Here is a 22,046-nt window from a genome sequence, read left to right as displayed (position 1 = left end):
ATATATATATATGTACAAAGTATACCTTAAACCCAATAAAGAGGAGTCATTAAAGCGTTTTCACCCGTGGGTGTTTTCCGGCGCCATCGCACATTTCGACGGAGAGCCCGAAGAAGGGGAAGTTGTTGAAATCTACACGTCCAAAAAGGAATTCATAGCCAAAGGGCATTTTCAGATTGGCAGTATCGCCGTACGCGTACTGACCTTCCGTCAAGAAGAAGAAATCAATGCGGACTTCTGGAAACGCAAACTCAGCATAGCATACGACATGCGCCGCAGTATCGGCATAGCCGGAAACCCGACAAACAACACCTATCGCCTGGTGCACGGGGAGGGAGACAACCTGCCGGGGCTGGTTATCGACATTTATGCCCGTACCGCAGTGATGCAGGCACATTCTGCCGGCATGCACCTCGACCGCATGGCCATTGCCGATGCCCTTACCGAAGTGATGGGCAGCCAGATTGACAATATCTATTACAAATCGGAGACGACCCTTCCCTTCAAGGCCGACCTCTATCCGGAGAATGGTTTCTTGAAAGGCGGCAGCACGGACAATGTAGCCATGGAGTACGGCCTAAAGTTCCACATCGACTGGCTGAAAGGCCAAAAAACCGGTTTCTTCGTAGACCAACGCGAGAACCGTTCGCTACTGGAACGCTATGCCAAAGGCCGCAGCGTACTGAATATGTTCTGCTATACCGGCGGCTTCTCCGTATATGCTATGCGTGGAGACGCCAAACTGGTACATTCCGTGGACAGCTCCGCCAAAGCCATCGACTTGACCAACAAGAACATCGAACTGAACTTCCCGGGTGACACCCGCCATGCCGCCTATGCAGAAGATGCCTTCAAATACCTTGACCGCATGGGCGACCAATACGACCTGATAGTTCTTGACCCTCCTGCTTTTGCCAAGCACCGCGATGCTCTGCGCAATGCCCTGCAAGGCTACCGCAAACTGAACGTCAAGGCTTTCGAGAAAATCAAGCCCGGCGGCATCCTCTTCACATTCTCGTGTTCGCAAGCCGTCAGCAAAGAAAACTTCCGCACCGCCGTGTTCACAGCCGCTGCCATGTCCGGCCGCAGCGTACGCATCCTGCACCAACTGACGCAACCTGCCGACCACCCGGTCAGCATCTATCATCCGGAAGGGGAATACCTGAAAGGACTGGTTCTATATGTAGAATAAAGGAAAAAGCAGGCTTTGTTAGCCTGCTTTTCTTAAATAGAGTTAATAAAAAGCAGAAATACGCCAAAACAGCATGTTATATAACATAAACCGTGTATATTTGCACTGTGTTTTTCATGGTATTAGATTTAAGGTTAATAAAGATTGGGTGTCTGGGATAGATACCCTTCTTTTTTTATAATACATTCCTTCCCAAAATCCATCCCTCATTAATCTCTTTCGTTGAAGAAAAAGCCGTACAGAACTTGTTTTTCTCCTAGTCTCATTGTACATTTGCATCTATTACATAATTTAAAATATAAAAAGCTAATATTATGAGCATCAAATTCCGACTCACTGCCATGCAATTCCTGCAATTCTTCGTTTGGGGAGCATGGCTGATTTCATTAGGTGGTTACATGGGCGGTACGTTACATTTTGAAGGCGGACAAATCGGAGCAATCTTTGCAACCATGGGTATAGCCTCACTGATAATGCCCGGACTGACCGGTATCATCGCCGACAAATGGATAAACGCCGAACGCCTTTATGGCATACTCCACCTCATCGGTGCCGGTGCTCTGATTTATGCTTCAACTGCCACCACATACAACCACATGTACTGGGCCATGCTGCTCAACATGCTTGTTTACATGCCTACACTATCTCTGGCCAACACCGTATCCTACAATGCATTGGAAAAATATAAGATGGATTTGATAAAAGACTTCCCTCCCATCCGTGTATGGGGAACGGTAGGCTTTATCTGTGCCATGTGGGCTGTGGACCTTACCGGGTTCAAGGCAAGTTCGGCACAGCTCTATGTGGCAGCCATCTCGGCAGCCATGCTGGGACTTTATGCTTTCACTTTGCCAGCCTGCCCCCCCATGCGCAGCGAAGGAAAAACGATGCTCTCCGCTTTCGGACTGGATGCACTGGTGCTGTTCAAGCGCAAGAAGATGGCTATCTTCTTCTTGTTCTCCATGTTGCTGGGAGCCGCCCTTCAAATAACAAACACCTATGGTGACCTTTTCCTGGGTTCGTTTGCTTCCATACCGGAATATGCAGATTCGTTCGGTGTGAAACACTCCGTCATCCTGCTCTCCATCTCGCAAATGAGTGAGACGTTGTTTATCCTTGCCATCCCCTTCTTCCTAAAACATTTCGGAATCAAGCGTGTTATGTTAATTAGTATGTTTGCATGGGTATTCCGTTTCGGGCTCTTCGCCCTCGGAGACCCGGGAAGCGGACTCTGGATGCTCATTCTCTCAATGATTGTCTACGGTATGGCATTTGACTTTTTCAATGTATCGGGCTCGCTGTTTACAGAAATGGAGGCACATCCCAGTATCCGCGCCAGCGCACAAGGCTTGTTCTTTATGATGACGAACGGTGTGGGAGCCATCATCGGAGGCTATGCCAGCGGAGCCGTGGTAGATGCCTTCTCGGTATATGCCGAAGGTGGAGGACTGGTAAGCCGCGACTGGACACCGGTATGGTTTATCTTTGCAGGATATGCCTTAGTCATTGGTCTGTTATTTGGAATAGTATTCCGCTATAAACATAATCCGGAGAAAATAGAGAAAAACTGATTGAGAATCAGGTTGATTTAATAGGTATGAATAAGAAAAAGATAGAACTACAAGTACTAAACATTTCCAACAGCCAGGCGCAAGCGGGTGCCTATGCCTTGGTACTGGGTGAAGTGGGTGGCGAACGCCAGCTTCCGATTATTATAGGTGCCACCGAAGCACAAGCTATGGTCATCGAGATGAAAGGTATTGTACCGCCCCGTCCGCTGACCCATAACCTATTTGCTTCCGTCCTTGAAGTGCTGGGTGTAAAACTGATGCGTATTCTTATCTATAAAGTAGACAACGGAGTATTTTACTCTTACCTTTATATGAAAGCCGAAGAAACCATTCTCCGGATTGACGCGCGTACCAGCGACGCAGTTGCCCTGGCATTGCGCATGAATGCCCCTATCTTTGTCTACGAAGACATCCTCGAAGCAGAATGTCTGAAAACCGTCGAAGGTTCCATCGACCCGATGGAAGGCAGCGAACCGGACAAAGACGAACTGCTGCAGGAAGACACGATAGGCATACTGAAAACGGCCCTGCAAAAAGCAGTCGATGAAGAGGACTATGAACGTGCCGCACAGCTAAGAGACCAGATTAACCAACTCAAGAACAATTTGTAATATGCACGTATTCTATACCCCCGACATACAAGCCCACGCAGAGCTGCCCGAAGAGGAAGCCGCACACGCCGTACGCGTCTTGCGCTTGCAGGCTGGAGACGAGGTCATGTTGACAGACGGAAAAGGCTGCTTTTATCGTGCCGAAATCAGTACGGCTACAAACAAGCGCTGTCTGGTGAATATCCTGGAAACCCTTCCGCAAGCCCCCTTGTGGAAAGGTCATCTGCACATTGCCATGGCGCCTACCAAGAATATGGACCGCACAGAGTGGTTTGCCGAGAAAGCGACGGAAATTGGGTTTGACGAACTGACATTCCTGAACTGCCGTTTCTCGGAACGGAAAGTCATCAAGACGGAGCGCATCTCCAAAATTCTGGTTTCCGCCATCAAGCAGTCGCTCAAGGCACGCCTGCCCCAACTGAATGAAATGACAGACTTCAACAAGTTCATCACACAGCCTTTTCCGGGTCAGAAATTCATCGCCCACTGTTATGAAGGCGAAAAACCGCTTTTGAAGGATATGGTACATCCCGGAGAGGATGCCCTCGTACTAATCGGTCCTGAAGGAGACTTCAGCGAAGAGGAAGTCCGGAAGGCGACGGAAAACGGTTTTATCCCCATCAGCTTGGGAAAATCAAGGTTGCGTACAGAGACGGCGGCACTGGTTGCCTGCCACATCCTCAATTTACAGAATCAATGATACTCACTAAAACAAAAACTATATGAAAAAGAACCTATTCTTCCACTTCTCAGTACTGGCAATGCTCATCGTGCTGATAAGCGCTTGTTCGTCCAAAAAGCCAGAATACACCAACGTTATTCCTTCCGATGCCTCGCAAGTCATCGCTGTCAATTTAAAATCATTGGCAGACAAGGCCGGTACCAAAGATAAAGAGACTAAAGAAGCACTGCAAAAGCTGACAGATGCCTTGAAAAGCGATATGAATGCAGCTACTTTCCAACAATTGGAGGCTGTACTGAAAGACCCTGCCAAATCGGGAGTGGACGTCAATGCGCCGATTTATGTCTTCAACGCTCCCTCGTTCCCCTACACCACCATGGTAGCCAAGGTTCAAAGTGAGGATGATTTGCTGAAGCTTCTGGAAGTTACGGAGAAAGAACAGATAATCAGCCATGTGGCAGAAGCGGACGGTTACAGTTTTGCACAAATCAACAAGCGGGCATTGCTCGCTTTCACTCCTACCACGCTTATGGTGGTGAACTACACCGGCACATCACAACTGGAAAAAGTCAAAGAAGGAATTCCCGCCTTGCTGAAACAGACCGGAGAAAACAGCATCAACAGCAACACCGCTTTCAAGAAAATGCAAAAGCAGGATGGAGACATCAATATGCTCATCTCTCCTTCCAGCCTGCTGAGTGCATATGCCAATCCGCTGAATTACGGAATATCCCACAATATCGACCTGAAAGACTTGAAGATGCTGGGAAGTCTCTCCTTCGAAAAAGGGAAAATAGAACTGAAAGTAGAGAGCTATACCGAGAACACAGAATTGAAAGCACTTTTCGAAAAGCAAATCAAAAGTACTTGTCCCATCGAAAACACGTTCTTGAAGTATTTCCCAAAATCTACCCTGGCGCTATTCAGCATAGGTATCAATGGAGAAGAGTTCTACAATGTGCTGCAAGAGAATGAGCAGTTCCGCAACGATTTCTCCATTACCAAAGCCGCTGAAGTAAAAGACTTGTTCAGTGCTTTCCACAACGACCTGACCATAGGCCTTATCAATGTAACCATGAACAGCAATCCTTCTTTCCTGGCCTATGCCAGCGTAAAGAACGACGCTCCCTTGAAAGCCCTTTATGAGAAAAAGTCCGAACTGGGACTGAAACGCGGCGAAGACATCGTGAAATTGAATGAGAATGAATATGTCTATAAATCACGCGCTATCAACATATTCTTCGGCATACGAGACAAACAGATGTACGCCACCAATGACGAACTGCTGTATAAGAATGCATGCAAGACCGCTGACCCGTCTGCCAAAGAGACGGACTTCGCTTCCAGTCTGAAAGGCAAGCGCACAGCCTTTGTCATCAATGCGGAAGCCGTACTTGACCTGCCCGTTGTAAAAATGCTAGCTGGATTTGGCGGACAAGAGTATAGCACCTATTACTCGCTGCTCGGCAATATCTCGTATCTGGAAGCTGTCGGCAACGAGGACAAGGCAACCGTCACCCTGCAGCTGAAGAACAAGAATGTTAATGCACTGAAACAGATTGTGGACTTTATCAAGCAGTTTGCAGGAATGTAATTTAAGGATTAAGGATTAGAGATTAAGGATTAATACCACTCATGAATAGGATTCACCTACGGCAAACACTACCTCAAGTGTTTGCCGACCGTGATGCCATTACCTCAGACGTATGGCATCGGGACATTACGTTCCACAAAGGGAAACGTTATCTCATAGAAGCCGCTTCGGGCACCGGAAAATCATCGCTTTGCAGCTATGTTTACGGTTACCGCAACGATTATCAGGGAATCATCAACTTTGATGAGCGCAATATCCGTTCACTCTCCGTCAATGACTGGATAGATATACGCAAACACTCCCTCAGCATTCTTTTTCAGGAGTTGCGTATCTTTCCCGAACTTACCGCCATCGAGAACATACAACTGAAGAACCGGCTTACCAACTTCAAAAAAAGGAAAGAAGTCCTTACCCTATTCGAGGCAATCGGCATTGCCGACAAGGTAAACGAAAAAGCCGGGAAGCTATCTTTCGGCCAGCAACAAAGAGTCGCTTTTATCCGCAGCCTCTGCCAGCCTTTCGACTTCATCTTCCTGGACGAACCCGTCAGCCATCTGGATGACGAGAACGGAACAATCATGGGCAGGCTGCTGACAGAAGAAGCCAGCCGCCAAGGAGCGGGAATCATAGTGACTTCCATCGGCAAACATCTGGAATTGGATTATGATGAAATTTATCAATTATAAATGTGGCTAATATGAACCGACTTGTTTGGAAACTTCTCCGCCAGCACATCAGTGTCGGACAGTTGGCAGGCTTTTTCCTCGCCAATCTCTTCGGCATGATGATTGTATTGCTGAGCGTACAATTCTATCGTGATGTCCTTCCCGTTTTTACGGAAGGGGACAGTTTCATGAAGAAGGATTATATCATTGCTACCAAGAAAATCAGTACTTTGGGCAGCTTTGCCGGGAAAAGCAATACCTTCTCCAAAGATGAGATAAAGGACCTGAAAGCCCAACCTTTTACTAAGGGGGTAGGCGCGTTCACTCCTTCCCTGTTCAAGGTTTCTGCCGGACTCGGTATGCAGGAAGCCGGTATCCGCTTGTCAACGGAGATGTTTTTCGAGTCTGTACCCGACGAATATGTGGATGTCAGTCTGGAGAAATGGCATTTTGACGAAGATGCCCGGGTAATCCCCATCATCATTCCGCGCAATTATCTGAACCTCTATAACTTTGGCTTTGCACAAAGCCGGAGTCTGCCGAAACTCTCCGAAGGTTTGATGAGTCTGGTACAGATGGATATCATGATGCGGGGCAACGGACGTGTGGAACAATATAAAGGCAACATTGTAGGATTCTCCAACCGGCTGAATACCATTCTCGTCCCCCAATCCTTCATGGACTGGGCCAACAAGAATTTTGCACCGGAAAAAGAAGCTGAACCGTCCCGACTTATTGTGGAAGTGAAGAATCCTACCGACACAGCCATCACCGACTATTTCCAGCAAAAGAATTACGAAACCGAAGGCAACAATCTGGATGCCGGAAAGACAACTTATTTCCTGCGCCTCATTACAGCTATTGTCATGGGAGTAGGACTGTTCATCAGCATTCTGTCATTCTACATCCTGATGCTGAGCATCTTCCTGCTTCTCCAAAAGAATACGGTAAAACTGGAAAACCTGCTGCTGATAGGATATAGCCCGACGCGGGTAGCCACGCCTTATTATATACTGACAGTAGGGCTGAATGTACTGGTACTGCTCCTCGCCATCGGCTGCGTGGCATGGGTACGCAGTTACTATATAGAAGTAGTCCAAAACCTCTTCCCGCAACTGGAGAGCGGTTCACTGCTTCCATGCATATTGACCGGTTGCCTATTATTTTTTGCTGTATCACTGCTGAATATTTTGGCAATAGGCAAAAAAATTATCAGTATCTGGAAAGGGGGAAAATAAAGATGGGAAAAATCCATCCAACAGATATAAAGTTCATGGTAGTGTTGGTATTATGTCTCAGCATGGCATTTCCCATCTCTGCCAATGACTTTCTATTCACTTCCATTGACACCTCGCACGGTCTGAGTGATAACCAGATACGCTATATCCTCCAACTTCCGGACGGAAGAATGGTATTTACCACCACCCAGAACGTCAATCTGTATGATGGAGCCAACTTCACCTCTCTGCAGCCTACCCCCGAATATATATATCCGCTGAAACAATACAAGGGCTTCTACCATGTCTATCTGAGCGGTGATTCCCTCTTGTGGATAAAGGATTACCAACGGCTGATGTGCATCAATCTCCATAACGAGCGATACATTGCCAACCTGGACTCCGTCTTTCAACAGAAAGGTATGCAGCATCCCATAGAGGATTTGTTTGCGGACGAACGGGGGCTCGTCTGGGTAATCAGCCATGGCGAGCTGTTACAGCCGGAACTTTCCTTCCGATTGAAACTGTCTGAAGGCCGAGGAACAATACAAGACCTGACTGCAGACGAAGAATCTCTGTATCTGTTCCATGACACGGGAGAAATCGTGTGCTATGATGTAAAAAACGGAAAACAACAGTATGACATTGCCGCATATCCCCGGACGGAACAAGAGAAGTTCCAAAACACCTCCCTCATACTCAGAGGAAAAAACGGGTTCTATCAACTGCGCAACGGCTCTAAAGGAGGATTTTTCCATTTCGACCTCCATAAGCGAGCATGGGAGAAGCTGATGGAAACAGAGTATACCCTCAATACACTGATGATCTCCGCAGATGAGAAAGCATACATCAGCTGCATCCGTGGCTTTTGGATTATTGACCCCGAAAAGAGGACACGCCACTACATGCCCACCTTGAGGACCCGAAAGGGCAACGTCCTTGCTACAGAAATCAGTACGATTTTCCAGGACCGGCAAGGAGCTTTATGGCTCGGAACATTCAACAGAGGATTGCTGTACTACCATCCGGCCTTATATAAGCACATCCACATAGACAAGAAGGATTTCCCCCTATCACTTGAAAGAAATACAGCCGTAGCAAACTTTACGGAAGACCGGGACGGCAACATATTCATAAAGGACCGGACAGCTATCTATAAGCTCGACCTGCAGGAAGACGGCAACCGGATACTCATACCGGTAGAAGCATCCACCCTGCCCAAAGAGCTACAAGGGGAATACGGTTCGGAAGCGGCATTCGTGTCACATGACGGAACGCTCTATTTCGGAGACGCCGACGGATGCAACATCTTTTCCCCCAATCCGGAGCCCCCATCTTCCAGTCTGCCCTATCCACCGGTTTTCACGGCAATCCATGTGCATGGAGAATGCATCCTCCCGGGCAGAAGCTATGAAAACCGGACTATACTACCCGAAGCCTCTCCTTATGTGAAAGAAATATCATTGAGCCACAGCCAGAACTTCCTTACTCTCGAGTTCTCCGCATTGAATTACTTCAACCGCGAGCACACCCATTACCGCTATCAGCTGGAAGGTATCGACGCACAATGGGTAACCGCCGGCAACATGAAGCAGAGCAACGGCATTCTCCAAGCTCCCTATACCAACTTGCCACCGGGAAGCTACACCTTCAAGGTAATGGCCTCTAACGATGGAAAGCATTGGAATGAAGAGCAAACGGCCCGGATAAGCCTAACAGTCCATGCTCCCTGGTGGAAAACCGGCGTTGCATACGTCATCTATATAGTCTTGTCAATCGCCATCATTGCGGCAAGCATCCGCCTCTACATACACCGCACCCGGAAGGAGATGGAACGGAAACACAAAGAAGAAATCCTTTTGCTCCGCATCCGCAACTTGATAGAGCAGTGCAACCGTTATGAAGCGGAACAAAAGAAATCACCGGAAGGAAAAAACATAACTTGTGTACATAGCCATACCGAACCTCACCAAACAGAAAACAAGCAAGACGCATCCGAATCTGTTTTCCTGACAAAAGCTATCGAACTGGTGGAAAAGAACCTGCATGTACCCGGCTACTCCGTAGAGCAGCTAAGCCGCGACTTGTGTATGGAACGCACCGGACTTTACCGGAAACTGGTAGCCATGCTCGACCAGTCCCCCAGCCTCTTCATCCGCAACATCCGCTTGCAACGTGCGGCACAACTCATCCTGGAAGGCAGCCTCAGCATTACGGAAATCGCAGAGCGTACCGGCTTCAGCAGTTCCAGCTATCTCAGCAAATGTTTCCAGGAAATGTACGGCTGCCGTCCCTCGGAATATGCGGAGAAAATGCAGAAATCAACTTGAGTGTTGTTCCGTTTCAACAAGATTGTTGCCACCTAAAGGGGATTCAAGGCTACTTTTGCAGCATAATTTTAAAAGAACCATGAAAATGAATTTTATGAAAAGAGCCGGCTTCGTGCTGACTTGTGCAACCATGCTTGCAAACTTGTGTGCCGCCCAGAACACAGAGCGCACACCTCAAGGAATGAAATGCACCACACAAGGAATGGACATCCGTGTGGAATTCTATTCGCCTTCCATTGTGCGGGTTTACAAAACTCCCGAAGGCAAACCCTACAACAAAGAAAGTCTGGTAGTGGTCAAATCACCCGAAACGGTCAAAGTGGACTTTTCGGAGGAAGCAGGACAAACCGTGCTGAAATCTTCTATATTGAAAGTTCTTGTCAATCCGGCAACCGGAGGCATCAGTTTCCATACCATCGCCGGCAACGAGCTGCTGAAAGACAAGGACTACGGCACCTCTTTTGCCGATAAGAATGATGCCGGCACTCCCTCCTATCAAGTAAGGGGCTCTTTCCTATTGGATAAAGACGAACCCATCTACGGAGTAGGACAAGTGATGGACGGCAAATTCAACCGCCGCAACTCCATGCACCACATGCAGAACGAGAACATGTTCACCTATTCTCCTTATTTCATGTCGCCCGTGAAAGGCTATGCCGTATATTGGGACAACTACTCCATTTCAGAATTCATGGATACTCCGCAGGAACTCGCTTTCCAGAGCCTGGGACACTGTGCGGACTATTATTTCATGTATGGCGGAAACGCCGACGGCATCATCGCCCAGGTGCGCGACTTGACGGGACACTCCCCCATGCTTCCACTGTGGGCATACGGTTTCTTCCAAAGCAAGGAGCGCTATCATACGCAGGAAGAAAGCCTGAATGTCTTGAAGAAGTATCGCGAACTACAAATTCCCATTGACTGTATGATTCAAGACTGGCGCTACTGGCCCGAATATCAGAAGACGGACAGTGCGTGGAACTCACACAGCTTTGACCCTGAACGCTTTCCCAACCCCAAGAAGTGGGCCGACGAAATACACAAGCTGAATGCCAAGCTGATGATTGTGGCATGGCCCGGCTTTGGCACCCACACAGAGCAACGCAAGGAGCTGGATGCCAAAGGCATGATTATCAATTTTGATACCTGGCCTCCACAAAGTGGCGCACGCCCCTACGACGTCTACAATCCCGAAGCAAGGGATATTTATTGGAAATATCTGAATAAAGGCATTTTCAGTTACATCGGCAACGACGGCTGGTGGCTCGATTCTACAGAGCCCGACCATATCAACCGACAAGAATCGGACTATGACCTCCCCACTCACTTGGGATCTTACCGAAGTGTAAAGAACGCCTACTCACTGATGCACAACAGCGGAATAGCCTCGCATCAAAAGGCTTTGAGCAAAGACAAACGCGTTGTCATCCTAACCCGTTCCGGATTTATCGGACAACAACGTTACGGCTGCAACACCTGGAGTGGTGACGTGACCTCCACTTGGGACATGCTGGAGAAACAGATTCCTGCCGCACTGAACTACACCTTAATGGGCATTCCGAACTGGAACAGTGACATAGGCGGCTTCTTTGCCGGACGCTGGAACCAAGAAGGGGGAGCCAAGAACCCCAAATACCAAGAACTGTATGTACGCTGGATGCAGTTCGGCACTTTCTGCCCGATGATGCGTTCGCACGGTACGGAGTTGCCCCGTGAAATCTGGAACTTCGGCAAGCGTGGCGAGTGGTGTTTCGATGCCCAGGAGAAGATGATTAATCTGCGCTATCGCCTTCTGCCCTACATTTACAGCACTTCCTGGGATGTGTCCCACAATGACGGTACATTCATGCGTCCTTTAGTAATGGATTTTGCAGCAGATTCTAAAACACATGAAGTTGGCGGCGAATTTCTTTTCGGACGCTCCCTACTGGTAGCACCGGTCACCCGGCCGGAAGTGACGGAATGGTCGGTTTACCTTCCTCAAGGCGCAGACTGGTGGGACTTCTGGAGTAACGAAAAACAGCAGGGCGGACAGACCTTGAACCGCTGTGTATCGAAAGAGATTCTGCCCGTCTATGTAAAAGCCGGCAGTATCCTGCCGTTCGGTCCCAAAGTACAGTATTCCGCCGAAAAGAATTGGGACAATCTGGAGATACGCATCTATCCGGGTGCCGACGGCACATTCACCCTCTACGAGGACGAAAATGACAACTACAACTACGAAAAGGGAGCTTATTCCACCATCCGCTTCCATTGGGACGACAAGGCTCGTCGCCTGACAATAGAAGAGCGGGAAGGCAGTTTTCCGGGTATGCTGAAAAGCCGCAAGTTCAAGGTTGTTCTGGTCGGTCAGAACTCCGGTACGGGAGACCGGCCGATGAAAGGCGGAAAGACAATAAGCTATGCAGGAAAGAAAAAAAGTATAAAGCTGTAACAGTAAAAAGGAGGAACGTGTCAAAACTACCTTACTATTTTTTAGGCGCGGATTACGCAGATTTCAAGAATTCAATTTGCATAGTCCGCGTTATTCCACGTAATCCGCGCCTAATATTACAGCATAATGAAGTGGTCATATACTTTATTAAAAAGGAAACAGCAACGGCAACACAAATACCATCACCACTCCCATAATAATCTGCAACGGGAGCCCCACTTTTATATAATCCATGAATGTATATTGTCCTGCCGGCATCACCAGTGCATTGGGCGGTGTAGAGAATGGAGAAGCGAAACACATGCTTGCCGCAACCGTCACGGCAAACAAGAACGGAACGGGACTTACTCCAATCTGAACCGCACTTTGAAGAGCAATAGGGGCCATCAGCACTGCCGTCACCGTATTGCTGATGAACATGGTCATCAATGAAGTGGTGAAATAGATACCTGCCATCAACACAATAGGACCATAACTGCCCAATCCGCTCACAAGACTGTTGGATATATATTCCGAGGCACCGGTTTTTTCGAGTGCAAGAGACATGGGGAGCATGGCTGCAAAGAGCACAATCGTTTCCCAGTTTATCGTTTTATAGGCGGCTTCCACATTCCTGAAACATCCCGTCAGCACCATCAGCAAGCCGGCAATCATCACCGCTGTCACCGGGGCCACGGGAATAAAGTCGAAGACCATCATGGCAACCATCAGCACCATGATAGCGGCAGCTATGGGCGCTTTATAATCCAGCGTCACTTTGGCGGCTTCTGCCAAAGGCTGCCCCAATACCACCCAATCGGAATCTTCCCTGCTTATCCGTGCGATGTCCTGCCACGCACCCTGCACCAGCAAAACATCGCCACTATGCATACGCTCACGTCCCAATTCACGTAATATATATTCCTTCTTACGACGGATGCCCAATACATTTACATTAAATTTATCACGGAACCCCGCTTCCTTCACCGTCCGGTTCACAATATTGGAAGAGGGCATCAACACGATTTCGGCAATTCCGATGTCATAAAAGTCAAGGGACTTGTCGGCTTTGGAGGCTTCTTCAGTGGTATGCCCGTCGAGCATTTCCATTAAAAAGTCTTCAGCAAAACGATTTACGTTCGACACCTCTCCCGTAATGTAAAGCACGTCGCCCACCCAAATAGTCGTATCGGGTGATGCCAATTTCTGGGTAATAGTTTTCAGGAATCTATGTTGGGAAGAGTCTACACGCCGTACTTCAATGATATTCAGACCATACTTGCGGCGTACATCCAGGTCTATGATGGTTTTTCCTATCAGACGGGAATCATTGACAGCCCTCAAACGGAACAGGTTGCTGGAAAGTCCGTACTCCTGTACCAGTTGGTCCAATGATTTACCCGACAATGTTCCGTCATTCTTTTTGCCTTTCTTGGAGAGAAACCATTTGGTCAGAGGCATTAAAACCAAAGTTCCCACTATCACGCACACAATGCCCACCGGCAAGAAGGAGAAGAAAGACAGCGGTTCAAAGCCCGCTCCCGTCAATGTATTCTGAATGACCAAGTTAGGAGGCGTACCGATAAGTGTCATCATACCGCCCATACTGCTGGCAAAAGCCAAAGGCATCAATAGACGGCTGGGATTCATTCCGGCACTCAGCGCCAAGCTCACCACGATAGGCAGCATCAAAGCCACCGTTCCCGTATTGCTCACAAAAGCACCAATGGCAGAGGTAACCAGCATCACCAGCAAGAAGAGTTTCAGCTCGCTCTTGCCTGCCAGCTTTAAAATGCGCGAACTTATCATTTTAGCCAGCCCGGTCTGAAAAATGGCGCCGCCCACAACGAACAAGCCCACCATCATAATCACCACCGAGTTGGAGAAGCCGGAAAGGGCCTCTTCAGGAGTAAGAATCTGAAATATCAATAAACCAATCAGCGCACAAAGCGCCACAATGTCCGAACGGACTTTGCCTGCTACAAAAAAGGCAGCGGAGAGAACAAGGATAATAAGGGTAATCAGCATAAATATGTATATTAAGAATGCACAAATATACTTATTTACGCATGATCACACAACCCCTTACTACCTCAAATTACTGATTCAGAACTCGAATTTTTCCAACTTCATGGCAGCCAGCCCCTGGATTTTGGGCACCAGGGCCACAAAATGGTCTGCTTTTTCATGGGCAGACAATGACTCTGCATCTTTCCATGTTTCACAAATCATAAGAACATCGCTGCGAGTGGCGCTCTCAAACACATCATAAGCAATGCATCCATTGTCCTTCAAGGAATATGCGACCAGTTCTTTGGCAGATTCCAATACTGCGGCACGGTTCTCCGCACTTACCTGAATAAAAACATTTAATCTAATCATACTTGTATAAATTTTAAGTGCATCGCAAATTTAAGCAGAATAAATATCTCCACCAACAAAAGTAAATTGTTATTAATTCCTTTCCCGCCGGATGAACCAATCTTTGGCAAGTATGTTGTCTCATCAGAATTGATTCTAACTTTAACTATTAAAAACTGACTTGATTATGAAATGTAAAGATTCTAATTTCTGGATCGGACTGGGAATAGGTTCGGTTGCCGGTGCATTGGCCTACCACTTCTCCCGTACGGAGAAAGCTAAAAAGCTGGAAGATGCCATATGCCGTGCCATCCACAAAGCAAATGGCGAAGCCAAGGAGTTCATCAACACTGCTGAAGAAGAAGCATTGCACGTTGGCACCAAAGTAGCAGACAAGATGGCCCATGAGGCCCATGAGGCCGCAGAGAAAGCTGACAATCTGAAAAACAAGGTTCACAATTTTGCCGATGCTAAGAAATAAAACAAGCACTTGGAAACTTCTGAAGGGGTGTGTCAAAATTCACCACAGATTACACGGATTAACACAGAATGAGCTTAATCTACTGATAATCAAAGATGCTTATCTGTGCAAATCTGTGTAATCTGTGGTGAATACCAGTTTCGACACACCCTCTTTGCATATCGACCCATCAGTTCTGCAGACTGCGCCGATTCAAAATATCATTCATATGCTCCAATGCCCATCCTACCAAAGATTCAATATGCGGCATCAGGCTACATCCGATTTCTGTAAGGTTATACTCCACACGGGGAGGAACTTCCGCATAGACTTTCCTGACAATCAGCCCGTCCGTCTCCAATGAGCGCAATGTAACCGTCAGCATCCGCTGGGAAATATCCCCTATGGTTTTCTGTATATCGCAAAAACGCATCGTTCCATTCGCTTTCAGTGTGACCAGCACAAGCATTGTCCATTTGTCTCCCAACCTGCTCAGTACATCCCGTACCGGACAAGCATCCATACGATGAAAATTTTCCATTCCTTTATTTTACCAATCAGTTCAACCTCAGCAATGGCGACTCTATGCTTAGTGTCCGGCATTGCACCACAAAAGTAATAAACTTACTCAAAATAACTATCGTTTCATACGATAATTAAAACATTCTTTATACTCGTAAATGCATCTGCCTCATCCGGATTATTTGTATTTTTGCAACATCGTTTCCTATTCATATGTAACTGCAAGACTCTTATGAACGTAAAAATAGAAGAAAGCTGGAGAAAACGCCTACAAGAGGAGTTTGACAAACCTTATTTTGAGAAGCTGGTAGCATTTGTAAAAAGTGAGTATGGACATGCCAACGTGCTACCTCCCGGCCATCAAATTTTCCACGTCTTCAACTCTTGCCCGTTCGAGAAAGTGAAAGTCGTCATCCTCGGACAAGACCCTTATCCTAATCCCGGTCAGTATTATGGAGTCTGCTTTTCCGTACCGAAAGGAATAGCCATTCCCGGTTCTCTGGCAAACATATTCAAGGAAATACATCAGGACTTGGGAAAGCCCATTCCGACTTCCGGAAATCTGGACCGTTGGGTAGCGCAAGGCGTGTTTCCTATGAATTCCGTCCTCACAGTACGTGCCCACGAAACCGGCTCGCACCGGAACATGGGATGGGAAACCTTCACAGACGCTGTTATCAAGAAACTGAGTGATGAACGGGAGAATCTTGTATTCATGCTTTGGGGGGCGTACGCCAAAGAGAAAGCCGCTTTAATCAATAGCAGCAGACACTTGATTCTGACTACCGTCCATCCGTCCCCACGTTCTGCCGAATACGGATTCTTCGGTTGCAGGCACTTCAGTAAAGCCAACGATTTCTTACGGAGCAGAGGGATACAAGAAATTGACTGGTAACACGCTACAATACTCCGCTGACTCCGCTTCCAAACAAAGCAAAGTCCCCCAGGCACGGGTCGTCCGGAAAGGCCTCTGCCAGAGCTTCAGTAATCCGGCGGGCATTCTTCAAAGAAAATGTTTCTGTCTCGGTGAGTCCCAAAGCATAGGCCACACGGCAGACATGCGTGTCCAAAGGCACAATCAGGTCCCTGCAATCAAATCTCTCCCAAATACCAAAATCCACTTCCGGACCTTTCCTTATCATCCAGCGCAAAAACATGTTCAGTTTCTTTTGGGGACTCTTTGCCGAGACTTCCAAAAACGCACATAACCTTTCCATCGGATTACCGGCATACGTACATAAGGCATCCTCCAGACTGTCAAAAGCAGAATAGGCAGCATGCAAACGCCTGAAATAGGAATGAAAGTCAGCATAAGAAAGCATTCGGTAAAAACTGCTTCTGTCCGTAGCAGGGAAGTCTTTCTTCCATTGGCAAGATAATACGTATTGATGAGGCGATACCCCCATCAACCTATGCAACTCATCAGCCTTTTTCAATATCTGCTTACGGTTGCCGAAACTCATGATAGCAGTCAGCAGCCCACTGATTTCAATATCCTGCCTCCGTTCATAGCGATGTGGAAACTGTACGGGGTCGTTCTGAATGAAGCCGGCGCAATGATAGGCCGCCGCCCACTCCCAAAGTTGTCTTTTAATCTCCTCGGTCATCTGCAAGCATTTGTTTTTTCATCTGAAATGCAAAGATATTGCAAATCGAATGCAAAACTTTCATGCTTGCACGAAAAAGTTGTGCCGGGATATAGTTTATCTTATTTAAAGATATTGCATTTATAGCAACATCGGACAAGTAACCTATTTCTTTTCCTCCTATTTTTGCAACATGAAAAAGCCCAATAGAACCATGCAACAGAAAAAGACAACCCAGGAGGAATACCAAAAGTGCGTGAACGCAGTAGTGGATTATATAAATCTGCACCTCGGAGAAGAAATTGACCTGAAATCTTTGGCCAGGATTTCCCATTTCTCTCCCTTCTATTTCCACCGCATCATGAAAGCTTTTCTGGGTGAACCCGTCGGTACGTTCATTGTCCGGACGCGTACCGAAGCCGCTGCCCGGTTGCTTCGTTACTCGGACATGCCGATAGCGGACATAGCCTACCGTATAGGCTACTCTTCGCCCTCGTCACTGTCAAAAGTATTCAAGCAGTTCTATGGCATTTCACCATTAGAGTATCGTAACAATAAAAACTTTGTAATTATGAAACCAGCCATTATTCGTCCGGAACTGGAACTGAAACACGAAATCAAAGAAGTTCCTGCCCGAAATGTAATTTACCTCCGCCTCTTTGGCGACTATAAACTGAACGACTATTGCAGCGCATGGATGCGCCTTTGCCAGTTCATCCAGGAAGAAAAACTGCCTATGGGAGAAGTGATGCCCTACTGTATCTATCACGATGACCCCAAAGTGACACCCGCTGAAAAGCTGCGTACCGATGTATGTATGGTCCTACCCTCATTTGCAACGGCCAAAGGAGACATAGGATTTAAACAGCTCGCGGCAGGCCGCTATGCCATATTCCTATACAAAGGTCCATACGAACATCTGCAGGCCGTATACGATACCATCTACGGGAAGTATATCCCCGAAATGGAATGTAGCTTACGGGATGAGTCCAGTGCGGAACGTTACCTGAACAACCCCGCAGATACGGCGCCGGAGGAACTGTTGACAGAGATTTATATTCCGGTAGAGTAGGCAAACTGTTCTGCCGGAGCTATCAGACTTTCTCCCCGGAAGAGTTTAGGAGCCGGACAGCGAACAAGTATTCGTTCCTCCATGGAGTAAAAATCGTTCCACCATGGTGGAACGATTTTTACTCCGCGGTGGAATGATTTTTACCTCATGATGGAACGAATAAATATTAGGCAAGCCGGTCGATACTATATTAGATACCCATATCTATACTGTATTGTAAAAAAGGGACACTCCCTTGTCTGTATGCTTGTTTTTATTCATTAATTTTGCACGACGCAATGCGAATCAAGCAATTGACGCAAACAGATAATTTTAAAATCTCCATTAAAATCAAGATAAAAAATGCAAAATGTCTCCATAAAAGGGTTTATATATGCGGCTCTCTCCTCTGCCACCTTCGGGCTGGCTCCTTTCTTCACCATTTCATTACTCCTTGCGGGCTTCTCCTCTTTCGAAGTATTGGCCTACCGATGGGGAATAGCTTCACTTACCTTGGTCGTTTTCGGCATTATGCTGGGCGAGACATTCCGCATCAGCAGGAAAGACTGGGGAACGGTGTTCATCCTCAGCCTGCTCCGAGCAGCTACCTCCTTCAGTCTGGTCATCGCCTATCAGAACATATCCAGCGGAGTGGCATCCACCATTCATTTCATGTATCCGCTGGCCGTGGCACTGGCCATGATGGGCTTTTTCGGAGAAAAGAGGTCATTCGCCATTCTGTTTGCCGTGTTGGTGTCACTAAGCGGAGCTGGACTTTTGTCATCCGGCAAAATAGACTTTGAAGGAGGAAACACGACCATCGGGCTGATTGCTGCCGGTCTGTCCGTATTCTTTTATGGAGGATATATCGTAGGAGTAAGGAAGAGCCGTGCCGTGCAGATTCCCTCCACTGCATTGACATGCTACGTAATGGGGCTGGGAGCCTTGTTCTTTATTATAGGAGGATATCTGACCGGAGGCATCCGGCTGGCCAATGATACCTACACATGGCTGAATATTCTCGGACTGGCGCTGCCGGCAACAGCTATATCCAACATCACCCTGGTAAAAGCCATTAAATACATAGGGCCTACACTGACTTCCATTTTCGGGGCCTTGGAACCTCTGACAGCCGTAGTTATCGGTTGCCTGATATTCAATGAAAGCTTCACACCGGCCAGCGCCATCGGCATGGCGCTGATAATAACGGCCGTTACAGTCGTGGTGGTACACGAAAAGAAAAAGGAGAGTGAGAGTTGATTGTCCTTATTTCGCCTTTTTATAATCCGTGATGAAACCCTCCATCATCCACTTGGCCAAGGCCTGGCGGTTCGAACTGATTACAAAACGGCGCTGGTCAAAAGTGTTCTGGATATTTCCCAATTCCACGAATACGGAAGCGGGAGAAGTATTGGCTAACACATAAAGATTGCGTGCGCTGACAGTTCCGGTAAACCCACGGTTGGGCTGGTGCTTGTCATATTTCGATTCGAAAGTTTTCTTCATGGTCTTAGCCAGACGCTTGCTGTCGGGCTTGCTTTTAGAGTGGTAAAAGAACACATCGGTCTGATGGCTCTTACTGCGACTGTCCACATGAAGAAAAATGGCACGGCAATATTTATAGTTCTTGCGGTCCTTCTTGTAAAACTCATTGATTTTGGCGCAACGTTGCCGGAGACGTGCCACTTGGTTCAAGGGTATGGGAGCTCCCATGCACGTCTCACGTTTGCTGTTGGAAAGGTACTTGTCATCACGGATTCCGTCTTTAGCATCCTGGATAATGATACGGACTTCCGCCCCCTCTTGCATCAAGTTACGGGCAAGGCGCAAAGCCACATCATACGCATACTCATCTTCATGCAGTTCTATTTTGCCGATTCTGCCGATAGCTCCGGGGTCGGGGCCTCCATGCCCGCTCACTACATAAAAACAAGCGCCCTGCAAACGGTTGGATGTCACTTTTACACTGGCAAGCGCTTTCCCGAACAAAGGTTCATTGATTGTCTTCTTCCCATTGCCAACCGGCTTTGATAATGGGGGCAGTACATACTTCACTCCCAGCCGCAATTCCTCCTTCCCTTTAAGAAGTTTCTTGTTCAGCTCCAAAAACTCCTTATAATAGGCTCTCCCCGGGCGCTTGTTACGTTCCAGGAAAACAGAGATTCCTTCTCCACGTCTCGGACTATCCCGCTCTTCCTGAGCCGAAGCATTAAAAGCAAACAAAGTACAAAAGAGGATGGTCAGTAAACAAAATATGCGTTTCATATTCCAATTATTCATCATTTATTCGGTTCGCTACAAATTTCCAGCCGCTAATTTATAGCATTTTACCATACTTAAGCACAAAATTATAATTTTTTCCCTACTTTTGCGACAACTTACGCGATAATAGATAAGAAACTTTTAAAACAGATAACATTATGGCAAAGCAATTCAAGCCGGAGACGCTGTGCGTACAAGCCGGATGGACTCCTAAAAAGGGCGAGCCCCGTGTACTCCCCATCTATCAAAGTACAACTTTCAAATATGATACCAGCGAACAGATGGCACGCTTGTTCGACCTTGAAGACAGCGGCTATTTCTATACCCGCCTGCAGAACCCTACGAACGATGCTGTAGCCGCCAAGATTGCCGCCCTCGAAGGTGGTGTGGCCGCTATGCTGACATCCAGCGGACAAGCAGCCAACTTCTATGCCATTTTCAATATCTGCCAGGCAGGAGACCATTTTGTTTGCTCCTCTACCATCTATGGCGGAACATTCAACCTCTTCGGAGTAACTTTGAAGAAATTGGGCATCGACGTCACTTTCGTCAACCCGGATGCCAGCGAGGAAGAAATTTCCGCTGCTTTCCGCCCCAATACCAAGGCCCTATTCGGCGAAACCATCTCCAACCCTACGCTCGAAGTGCTCGATATAGAGAAGTTTGCCCGCATTGCCCACAGCCACGGCGTGCCCTTGATTGTGGACAACACCTTCCCTACCCCTATCAACTGCCGCCCGTTTGAGTGGGGTGCCGACATCGTAGTACACTCTACCACCAAATACATGGACGGACATGCCACCAGCGTAGGTGGAGCCATTGTAGACAGCGGTAACTTCGATTGGGATGCACACGCCGACAAATTCCCCGGACTGTGCACACCGGACGAGTCTTACCACGGACTGACTTATACGAAAGCCTTCGGCAAAATGGCTTACATCACCAAGGCTACAGCCCAACTGATGCGCGACCTGGGCAGCATCCAGTCTCCACAAAACGCATTCCTACTGAACCTGGGTCTGGAAACACTGCACCTGCGTATGCCCCAACATTGCAAGAATGCACAAGCGGTAGCCGAGTATCTTGCCCAGAACGACAAAGTGGCTTGGGTGAATTATTGTGGTCTGCCGGGCGACAAATACTACGAGCAGGCACAGAAGTACATGCCGAACGGCTCTTGCGGCGTTGTCACCTTCGGCTTGAAGGGCGGACGGGAAGAGTCTATCAAGTTTATGGATTCACTGAAACTGGCAGCCATCGTGACTCATGTGGCCGATGCACGTACTTGCGTGCTGCACCCAGCCAGCCATACACACCGCCAGTTGACAGACGAGCAACTGATGGAGGCAGGTGTACGCCCCGACCTGATTCGCTTCTCGGTAGGTATAGAGAATGCAGAGGATATTATTGCGGATATAGAACAAGCGCTGAACGCTTGATAAGGATAGAAATTTTAAAACTTTCTTGATATTTTTTTAGGTGCGAATTACGCGGATTTCACGGATTTAGTCCATTACATCCACGTA

The 22,046-nt window shown here is 47.6% G+C and carries 19 protein-coding genes; 14 read left to right on the top strand and 5 right to left on the bottom strand.

Annotated elements, in window-relative coordinates:
• Positions 1-10 precede the first annotated feature (10 nt).
• The 9 genes from DWY55_RS07440 to DWY55_RS07400 all read left to right on the top strand — a co-directional run bounded on the left by DWY55_RS07440 (position 11) and on the right by DWY55_RS07400 (position 12,299).
• Positions 11-1,192, top strand: a complete 1,182-nt coding sequence (locus DWY55_RS07440; RefSeq protein WP_005826914.1) for a class I SAM-dependent rRNA methyltransferase — start codon at positions 11-13, stop codon at positions 1,190-1,192.
• Positions 1,193-1,506: 314 nt separating this feature from the next.
• Entirely contained in the window at positions 1,507-2,763 is a 1,257-nt protein-coding gene (locus tag DWY55_RS07435; RefSeq protein WP_005826918.1) for a nucleoside permease, read from the top strand.
• Positions 2,764-2,789: 26 nt separating this feature from the next.
• Complete coding sequence (locus DWY55_RS07430; RefSeq protein WP_005826921.1) at positions 2,790-3,374, top strand: bifunctional nuclease domain-containing protein; 585 nt, start codon at positions 2,790-2,792, stop codon at positions 3,372-3,374.
• A gap of 1 nt (position 3,375) precedes the next feature.
• The gene (locus DWY55_RS07425; protein ID WP_005826923.1) at positions 3,376-4,074 is read left to right on the top strand and encodes a 16S rRNA (uracil(1498)-N(3))-methyltransferase; all 699 of its coding nucleotides are present in this window, start codon (positions 3,376-3,378) and stop codon (positions 4,072-4,074) included.
• A 22-nt stretch (positions 4,075-4,096) separates the two neighbouring features.
• A complete protein-coding gene (locus DWY55_RS07420; protein WP_005826925.1) occupies positions 4,097-5,650 on the top strand; it encodes a DUF4836 family protein in 1,554 nt (517 codons plus the stop codon).
• A 41-nt stretch (positions 5,651-5,691) separates the two neighbouring features.
• A complete protein-coding gene (locus tag DWY55_RS07415) occupies positions 5,692-6,336 on the top strand; it encodes an ATP-binding cassette domain-containing protein (protein ID WP_117588453.1) in 645 nt (214 codons plus the stop codon).
• An 11-nt stretch (positions 6,337-6,347) separates the two neighbouring features.
• The gene (locus tag DWY55_RS07410) at positions 6,348-7,553 is read left to right on the top strand and encodes an ABC transporter permease (protein ID WP_117588452.1); all 1,206 of its coding nucleotides are present in this window, start codon (positions 6,348-6,350) and stop codon (positions 7,551-7,553) included.
• 2 nt (positions 7,554-7,555) lie between these two features.
• Entirely contained in the window at positions 7,556-9,862 is a 2,307-nt protein-coding gene (locus tag DWY55_RS07405; protein WP_005826931.1) for a helix-turn-helix domain-containing protein, read from the top strand.
• A gap of 85 nt (positions 9,863-9,947) precedes the next feature.
• On the top strand, positions 9,948-12,299 hold the full coding sequence (locus DWY55_RS07400; RefSeq protein WP_008665178.1) for a TIM-barrel domain-containing protein: 2,352 nt from the start codon (positions 9,948-9,950) through the stop codon (positions 12,297-12,299).
• A gap of 147 nt (positions 12,300-12,446) precedes the next feature.
• Here DWY55_RS07400 and DWY55_RS07395 read toward each other — a convergent pair whose 3' ends face one another.
• Positions 12,447-14,306, bottom strand: a complete 1,860-nt coding sequence (locus DWY55_RS07395) for an SLC13 family permease (RefSeq protein WP_005826934.1) — start codon at positions 14,304-14,306, stop codon at positions 12,447-12,449.
• Between the two features lie 78 nt (positions 14,307-14,384).
• Entirely contained in the window at positions 14,385-14,660 is a 276-nt protein-coding gene (locus tag DWY55_RS07390; protein WP_005826936.1) for a putative quinol monooxygenase, read from the bottom strand.
• 166 nt (positions 14,661-14,826) lie between these two features.
• On the opposite strand from DWY55_RS07390, the gene DWY55_RS07385 reads away from it, so the two are divergent.
• The gene (locus tag DWY55_RS07385) at positions 14,827-15,120 is read left to right on the top strand and encodes a YtxH domain-containing protein (protein ID WP_005826938.1); all 294 of its coding nucleotides are present in this window, start codon (positions 14,827-14,829) and stop codon (positions 15,118-15,120) included.
• 169 nt (positions 15,121-15,289) lie between these two features.
• On the opposite strand, the gene DWY55_RS07380 is transcribed toward DWY55_RS07385, so the two are convergent.
• Positions 15,290-15,640, bottom strand: a complete 351-nt coding sequence (locus tag DWY55_RS07380; RefSeq protein ID WP_005832992.1) for a winged helix-turn-helix transcriptional regulator — start codon at positions 15,638-15,640, stop codon at positions 15,290-15,292.
• 213 nt (positions 15,641-15,853) lie between these two features.
• On the opposite strand from DWY55_RS07380, the gene ung reads away from it, so the two are divergent.
• The gene (ung, locus tag DWY55_RS07375) at positions 15,854-16,516 is read left to right on the top strand and encodes a uracil-DNA glycosylase (protein WP_005832994.1); all 663 of its coding nucleotides are present in this window, start codon (positions 15,854-15,856) and stop codon (positions 16,514-16,516) included.
• Positions 16,517-16,520: 4 nt separating this feature from the next.
• Here ung and DWY55_RS07370 read toward each other — a convergent pair whose 3' ends face one another.
• On the bottom strand, positions 16,521-17,228 hold the full coding sequence (locus tag DWY55_RS07370; RefSeq protein WP_005832997.1) for a TIGR02757 family protein: 708 nt from the start codon (positions 17,226-17,228) through the stop codon (positions 16,521-16,523).
• Positions 17,229-17,421: 193 nt separating this feature from the next.
• Here DWY55_RS07370 and DWY55_RS07360 point away from each other — a divergent pair, with 193 nt between their 5' ends.
• Together DWY55_RS07360 and DWY55_RS07355 are read left to right on the top strand one after the other, a co-directional pair.
• A complete protein-coding gene (locus DWY55_RS07360; protein WP_005832999.1) occupies positions 17,422-18,279 on the top strand; it encodes a GyrI-like domain-containing protein in 858 nt (285 codons plus the stop codon).
• Between the two features lie 342 nt (positions 18,280-18,621).
• Complete coding sequence (locus DWY55_RS07355) at positions 18,622-19,518, top strand: DMT family transporter (protein ID WP_009038040.1); 897 nt, start codon at positions 18,622-18,624, stop codon at positions 19,516-19,518.
• 6 nt (positions 19,519-19,524) lie between these two features.
• Here DWY55_RS07355 and DWY55_RS07350 read toward each other — a convergent pair whose 3' ends face one another.
• A complete protein-coding gene (locus DWY55_RS07350) occupies positions 19,525-20,541 on the bottom strand; it encodes an N-acetylmuramoyl-L-alanine amidase (protein WP_008665171.1) in 1,017 nt (338 codons plus the stop codon).
• Between the two features lie 137 nt (positions 20,542-20,678).
• Here DWY55_RS07350 and DWY55_RS07345 point away from each other — a divergent pair, with 137 nt between their 5' ends.
• Positions 20,679-21,959 (top strand): O-acetylhomoserine aminocarboxypropyltransferase/cysteine synthase family protein, encoded by a 1,281-nt coding sequence (locus DWY55_RS07345; RefSeq protein WP_005826957.1) that lies wholly within the window; start codon positions 20,679-20,681, stop codon positions 21,957-21,959.
• Positions 21,960-22,046: the final 87 nt, after the last annotated feature.

Origin of the sequence: Bacteroides sp. AF25-38AC (assembly GCF_003602995.1) — a bacterium.
GTDB lineage: Bacteria > Bacteroidota > Bacteroidia > Bacteroidales > Bacteroidaceae > Bacteroides > Bacteroides uniformis.
Note: the sequence above shows the minus strand (reverse complement) of the source record. Positions and strands in the feature narration are given on the sequence as shown.

Bases quoted from the DNA above. Each gene is read 5' to 3' on its own strand.
- DWY55_RS07440 (WP_005826914.1), top strand. From the start codon at position 11: ATGTACAAAGTATACCTTAAACCCAATAAAGAGGAGTCATTAAAGCGT.
- DWY55_RS07435 (WP_005826918.1), top strand. From the start codon at position 1,507: ATGAGCATCAAATTCCGACTCACTGCCATGCAATTCCTGCAATTCTTC.
- DWY55_RS07430 (WP_005826921.1), top strand. From the start codon at position 2,790: ATGAATAAGAAAAAGATAGAACTACAAGTACTAAACATTTCCAACAGC.
- DWY55_RS07425 (WP_005826923.1), top strand. From the start codon at position 3,376: ATGCACGTATTCTATACCCCCGACATACAAGCCCACGCAGAGCTGCCC.
- DWY55_RS07420 (WP_005826925.1), top strand. From the start codon at position 4,097: ATGAAAAAGAACCTATTCTTCCACTTCTCAGTACTGGCAATGCTCATC.
- DWY55_RS07415 (WP_117588453.1), top strand. From the start codon at position 5,692: ATGAATAGGATTCACCTACGGCAAACACTACCTCAAGTGTTTGCCGAC.
- DWY55_RS07410 (WP_117588452.1), top strand. From the start codon at position 6,348: ATGAACCGACTTGTTTGGAAACTTCTCCGCCAGCACATCAGTGTCGGA.
- DWY55_RS07405 (WP_005826931.1), top strand. From the start codon at position 7,556: ATGGGAAAAATCCATCCAACAGATATAAAGTTCATGGTAGTGTTGGTA.
- DWY55_RS07400 (WP_008665178.1), top strand. From the start codon at position 9,948: ATGAATTTTATGAAAAGAGCCGGCTTCGTGCTGACTTGTGCAACCATG.
- DWY55_RS07395 (WP_005826934.1), bottom strand. From the start codon at position 14,306: ATGCTGATTACCCTTATTATCCTTGTTCTCTCCGCTGCCTTTTTTGTA.
- DWY55_RS07390 (WP_005826936.1), bottom strand. From the start codon at position 14,660: ATGATTAGATTAAATGTTTTTATTCAGGTAAGTGCGGAGAACCGTGCC.
- DWY55_RS07385 (WP_005826938.1), top strand. From the start codon at position 14,827: ATGAAATGTAAAGATTCTAATTTCTGGATCGGACTGGGAATAGGTTCG.
- DWY55_RS07380 (WP_005832992.1), bottom strand. From the start codon at position 15,640: ATGGAAAATTTTCATCGTATGGATGCTTGTCCGGTACGGGATGTACTG.
- ung (WP_005832994.1), top strand. From the start codon at position 15,854: ATGAACGTAAAAATAGAAGAAAGCTGGAGAAAACGCCTACAAGAGGAG.
- DWY55_RS07370 (WP_005832997.1), bottom strand. From the start codon at position 17,228: ATGACCGAGGAGATTAAAAGACAACTTTGGGAGTGGGCGGCGGCCTAT.
- DWY55_RS07360 (WP_005832999.1), top strand. From the start codon at position 17,422: ATGCAACAGAAAAAGACAACCCAGGAGGAATACCAAAAGTGCGTGAAC.
- DWY55_RS07355 (WP_009038040.1), top strand. From the start codon at position 18,622: ATGCAAAATGTCTCCATAAAAGGGTTTATATATGCGGCTCTCTCCTCT.
- DWY55_RS07350 (WP_008665171.1), bottom strand. From the start codon at position 20,541: ATGATGAATAATTGGAATATGAAACGCATATTTTGTTTACTGACCATC.
- DWY55_RS07345 (WP_005826957.1), top strand. From the start codon at position 20,679: ATGGCAAAGCAATTCAAGCCGGAGACGCTGTGCGTACAAGCCGGATGG.